This is a genomic window from candidate division KSB1 bacterium (genome assembly GCA_022566355.1).
In the GTDB taxonomy this organism is placed as follows: Bacteria; Zhuqueibacterota; JdFR-76; order JdFR-76; family DREG01; genus JADFJB01.
This window is the reverse complement of record JADFJB010000208.1, coordinates 1-3,708: the sequence shown is the minus strand read 5'-3', so window position 1 is coordinate 3,708 and position 3,708 is coordinate 1. Positions and strand designations below refer to the sequence as shown.

The 3,708-nt window shown below is 37.2% G+C and carries 3 protein-coding genes; all 3 read left to right on the top strand.

Going from position 1 to position 3,708, the window contains the following annotated elements; translation table 11 throughout:
• Window positions 1-399: 399 nt before the first annotated feature.
• The 3 genes from IIC38_20235 to IIC38_20225 all read left to right on the top strand — a co-directional run bounded on the left by IIC38_20235 (window position 400) and on the right by IIC38_20225 (window position 3,659).
• Window positions 400-2,043 carry an amidase gene (locus IIC38_20235; protein ID MCH8128250.1) on the top strand — a complete coding sequence of 548 codons (1,644 nt, stop codon included), beginning with the start codon at window positions 400-402 and terminating at the stop codon, window positions 2,041-2,043.
• 218 nt (window positions 2,044-2,261) lie between these two features.
• Window positions 2,262-3,113, top strand: a complete 852-nt coding sequence (locus IIC38_20230; protein ID MCH8128249.1) for a DUF2971 domain-containing protein — start codon at window positions 2,262-2,264, stop codon at window positions 3,111-3,113.
• 132 nt (window positions 3,114-3,245) lie between these two features.
• Window positions 3,246-3,659 (top strand): hypothetical protein, encoded by a 414-nt coding sequence (locus IIC38_20225; protein ID MCH8128248.1) that lies wholly within the window; start codon window positions 3,246-3,248, stop codon window positions 3,657-3,659.
• Window positions 3,660-3,708: the final 49 nt, after the last annotated feature.

Below are 3,708 nucleotides of genomic sequence, written 5' to 3'. Positions count from 1 at the left end.
TAACTTTCGATGAACTATTTGAAAGAGCTTTTCATATTGTTTTTTCAGAAAAATTACCAGAAAACTGGTATAATATTAATCCAGAAGATTTTAAAATGAATATTTTAAAAGTTGGTTAAAATCAGCGTGATATATATCTGACATGACATTAACCAAAACAAAAGGCCAGTTGATAACAAAGGCTATACCCAATAAGGGTTTTAGTGGAAAATTGAAAGTGAAATACAAGAAATGAACATTAAAACAAACTGAAACAGAAGTGCTATAAAATCCCTTACTGGGCATAGCCAAACCGCAATATGAACCATAATAAAATCCGGTTATCATTAACAAATTAAAATAAAACAACCTAACTCAATTGAGGAGTATAAGATGGTAACACAAAAAACATATAGCCTTATGAAAAATGGAATCTTCTTTTTAATACTTTTTGCACTGGCTTGCGAGCAACGACCAAAGACAGTCATTCCTGCCTGGGTACCTTACGATGAATCTGAAGAATTGGCCAAAAATGCAGATCATGAATCCCGAAAAATGCAATACAAACTTATTCAATCAAGAATCCTGGATAAAAATGAAATATGGAAAAATGTATCTGATCAAATAACCTATTTTTCAGAAGAAGATTATCAAACACTAAAGCCTCTAATCTTCGAACAAGACATTCCGACCATCCAGTCGCATGTCCAATCTGGTGATCTTACTTATGGAAAACTCACGCAATGGTATCTCTACAGAATCGTAAAATATGAAAATGACAAAGACAAATCACTAAACGCAATCATTGACATTAACCCCGATGCCGTTAAGGAAGCTCGGAAAAGAGACAAAAACAGATCGGCTATGGATCATCCGATCTACGGCATGCCCATCCTCCTAAAGGACAATATTAATATGGCAGGTTTGCCGACCACGGCCGGGACACATGCCCTAAGAAATAATAGAACATCAAATGCATTTATTGTAGATAGAATAAAGGAAAAAGGAGGTATAATTCTAGGAAAAACGAACCTCAGTGAATGGGCCAATTTTCTCTGTCGCGGTTGCCCTAATGGCTACAGTGCTGTGGGCGGCCAAACGCTAAATGCCTATGGCCGTAAAATTATTGATACAGGCGGCTCAAGTTCCGGCAGTGGCGTCGCCATGGCAGCCAATTATGCCGCCGCGGCAGTAGGCACTGAAACTTCAGGATCAATCCTTTCGCCTTCAAGTAAAAGCTCTCTTGTCGGACTCAAACCAACCGTTGGTTTATTAAGTCGGGGTGGCATTGTTCCTATATCCAGCACTTTGGATACACCTGGTCCCATGACAAGAAATGTGATCGATAATGCCATTCTGCTTTCTGCCATGAGTGGTGAAGACAGCGCCGATCCGGCAACTAAAAACAATCCTAAGAATAAAAAATACTGGCAAGATTTAAGATCCGGAACCCTGAATGGATACCGGTTTGGGGTTAACAAAAGCTTATTGAAGGATTCAATTTATACGCAGACCATAGAAAAAATAGTGTCGTTTGGCGGCATTGCCGTAGAATTTGAACCGGCAAAATTAAATTTTGAAGGGTTCGGCACTCTACTAAGCGCTGATATGAAAATTGATCTGCCAAATTATTTTAGCGAATATGCAGCTGAGGAAGTGACATTCCGTTCCGTTGCCGACATTGTGGCTTATAATGAGCAAGATACTTTAATAAGAATTCCCTATGGACAAGCACGTTTTGAAGGAATCCTGGCAGTAGATATGAGCCCGGAAGACTTGGTTGAATTAAAAATACGACTTCATGAAGAGGGAGTAAGGTTTTTTGAAGAACCTATGGTAAAACATCGATTGGACGCTATCTTGTCCATCAATAACCGGAATGCTGGCTATGCTGCCGCTGCTAAATACCCATGCCTAACAGTGCCGATGGGTTACAAGGAAAATGGCGAACCAAGTGGTCTTACATTTATAGCCAGACCGTTTGAGGAAGATAAACTTTTGAAAATGGGTTTTGCTTTTGAGCAAGCAACGAAGATGAGAAAATTTCCTAAAGAATATGAATAGAAGAGTATTTAGACAGCACGGAACATTCTATCGGCATTCGTGCCGGTTATGCCATGGCCAATAAACATTTATGATATTTAGATTGATTATTTTCAATTGCCTAAGTAACATGAATTATTGTTTTTATTGGACAATATATTGTCCGGTTAACGTAAATAATTAGGTTTGATAAACTATGTTATATCGAATAGTATTATTTAATGTAATTAGATGGTATTATGAATCCAATTGAAGATAACCTCGACATTCTGCCGGAGCATCTTTACAAATATAAACCCTTCGATGAATTTGGTTATGGTGTTTCTTTAGCTGTGAGTGGAGAAGCATATTTTTCAAGTGCCAAGGCGCTAAATGACTTGTTTGAATGTCATTTTAATCCCGTTTCAAAATTGGAAAATTTGAAAGGGGCTGAACTGGTCCAATACATTGAACTTAAAACCAAACAGCATTTTCCCGACGCAGACCAAACTACTATTCAGGAGATGGTAGAACTCGCTAAGAAAAGGAGTGCTTTGATTAAAGCAAAAGACCCGTCAATATATGATGATGTGATTCATGTTCAGCATGAAAATGTAGGTATACTTTCGCTCACAAAGGAATACGCGTCTATGCCAATGTGGGCACACTATGCGGCTGGCCATTCCGGATTATGTATTGGCTTGCGGACTAAGCATATCGGACTTCATCAGACTGAGCTCTGCAAGTCATCCCGATTGATGATGCTTCACGAAATCAATTATAGCTCAGAAATTCCTGTTATGACCGTTGACATTGGGATTAACAAAATGACAGAGGAGGAGCGCCAAGAAATGAAAGAAACATTCTATACAAAACCTCTGGATTGGGAATATGAAAATGAACTTCGATTAATCTTTATGGGTCATGTTGGTCGTACCTATACATTTGGTGCTGATGCCGTTGGAGAGGTGATAGTCGGTGCTTTAGCAAACGATGCGAATGTTGAAGCATTATTGAATGAGTTACGATTACATGAATCAACAGCTGTGGTTAAGCGGGCTAACCGATCAAATATTACCTATGGACTCTCGTTTGAAGAAATCAACTTATGAAGGAATTAATTCGGCATAACAACGGTATGAACGGGCGACCTCCCCTGAGGGGTTTCGCCCTCATGTTCGGCGCCAAATGCCGGGGCCACTATACCTTTTAAAAGTTTAGCAATGTGATAAGGTTATTTAAATATGTGGAAGAAAAATCCAGAAATAATTTTACTTTCTAGTAAAATACTAGAATTCTATCATACAGGAACTGAATTATTTAAAAATGAATTCAAAGAATTATCTAATAATAATTCAAAAGAATATCATTTGAAGCGGTTTCAAGTTTTAAGCGAATTCACATATTTTATCCTTCACATTATAAACAGAATTGCATTTTCAAAATTAGGTCAGAAAAAAAGAATAAAATTTCAAAACTTTCTTTTACCCGTTGTATCTCAAATGATGATAGAGATCTATTTTGATAATTGGCCAAAAAAATATAAAGACGGAATAAAGAATGATTTTATTGATAATATAAACAATGCTGAAATAGATTATTCGAAATGTAAGACAATTTTAAACGACACTTTAACTAAACACAATCCAAATAGTTAGAGTGCTGGTGTTGGTTTAATAAATCAACTTTGCTTTAATTTAGGTGAGA

Coding starts and splice junctions, on each gene's coding strand:
- IIC38_20235 (MCH8128250.1), top strand. CDS start 400: ATGAAAAATGGAATCTTCTTTTTAATACTTTTTGCACTGGCTTGCGAG.
- IIC38_20225 (MCH8128248.1), top strand. CDS start 3,246: ATGTGGAAGAAAAATCCAGAAATAATTTTACTTTCTAGTAAAATACTA.
- IIC38_20230 (MCH8128249.1), top strand. CDS start 2,262: ATGAATCCAATTGAAGATAACCTCGACATTCTGCCGGAGCATCTTTAC.